This is a genomic window from Pontibacter sp. GD7 (genome assembly GCF_058216375.1).
This window is the reverse complement of sequence record NZ_JBYZMP010000022.1, coordinates 1-1463: the sequence shown is the minus strand read 5'-3', so window position 1 is coordinate 1463 and position 1463 is coordinate 1. Positions and strand designations below refer to the sequence as shown.

1 protein-coding gene is annotated in these 1463 nt (G+C 61.0%); it reads right to left on the bottom strand.

Going from position 1 to position 1463, the window contains the following annotated elements; translation table 11 throughout:
• Positions 1-9: 9 nt before the first annotated feature.
• Positions 10-1368: a transposase gene (locus AC4BAP_RS19270; protein WP_490584309.1), complete on the bottom strand. Its 1359-nt coding sequence runs from the start codon at positions 1366-1368 to the stop codon at positions 10-12.
• Between the last annotated feature and the right edge of the window lie 95 nt (positions 1369-1463).

Below are 1463 nucleotides of genomic sequence, written 5' to 3'. Positions count from 1 at the left end.
AAACATGAATCATCCCGAACTTTTTAACCTAGAGTAATAGCTAAGTTCGTCGAAGAGGTTGGCCAGTGCCAATCGGATGCGGTAAAGCGGCGTGGGAGTGTTCCTGCACCGCTTTCCTGTTCTATGGCAGCCCAGCCGGAGCAGATTCGATACGGCCTGCTGCAGCTCCTTGACCAGCAAGGAGAGCAGGAAGGCGTACACCAGCGTGACGATTTGCAACAGCTTCATTCTGTTTTCCCAGAACCACAGGCGGCAGCTTTCCATACCCATCTCCGCTTTGTTGAACCGGAAGGCCTGCTCCACCTGCCACCTTCTGCTGTAGGCAAACACCAGGCGCCAGGCGTCGCGGTCGCTTCTGACCTCCTCGTTGGTCAGCAGGTACCAGGGCTGGCGGCCTTTCTTGCCCGGCCGACAGATGATGAGCGTGAGCGGAAAGCCCGGGTAATCCGGGTGCAGGCACGGCATCCACACCAGGCTGCGGCGGTAAGCGCTTTTGCGCACCATGTCGCGCACCAGGCGGGAGGAGGTGGCCTTTCTGCCCACCGAGAAGCGGTAGGCGTTTTTCAGCACCCCCTTCACGTCCAGGAGCTTGAAGCGGGAGGGCCAGCGCATCAGGAAGCGGTCGGTGCGGGCCAGCAAGAGGCCCAGCCACTTAGAGGAGGCGTAGCCGCGGTCAAAGACATGCAGCACGTCCTTTCCGAAGACCTTCCTGGCCCAAAGAAGCAGCGTGAGCTTGACCTGCTCGAGGGAGATGGCCTGTTTGCCCCTGCTGGTCCACCACTTGAAGCAGGCGAGCATGGGCTGGGCCCGCAGCCCGCAGCACACCAGGCCCACCCACCTAAAGCCCGGCACGTGGACCGGCTCCCGGGTAGGGGGCAGGTAGTAACCGGGCTTCACGCGCAGCGCCCGCTTGGCCTTTACGCTGCGAACGGCGCACAGCCCCTCGCTTTTGACGCTCTCGGTTTTTTCCTGCACGCTCTCGTCCCACAGCAGCAGGGGCAGCTCGTTTTTCACCTCCAGCAGCCCTTCCACGTACTGGCGGGCCCCTTCGGTGAGGTAGTCGACGATGAGCTGGGCCAGCCATTTGGGGCTGCGCAACAGGTTGGAGATGCGCTTGGTGCCGGCAGGGGCCTTGCCTGGGGAGAGCAGCACCCCGCCCAGCTCCGAGAGCAGCAGGCCCGAGGGGCGGTTGCGGTGACGCACCAGCGCCTGGCACAGCCCCAGGAAAGTGGCCACCAGCCGGCGGTCCAGCAGCTGGTCGAGCAACAAAAGAAAAGGGGAAAGAAATTGCTCCAGGCGATGGGAGAAAAAAAGGGCCAGCGGGAGAACTTCGGCCTCCGGCCCGGCGTTTTTAGAAGCAGAACACATAGAAGCCTCCTGTCTTTAGGTGATACATATAGCTATATCCCTAAAACAGGAGGCTTCCCTTTTTCATCCCATTACAAAGTTCGGGATGACTCATG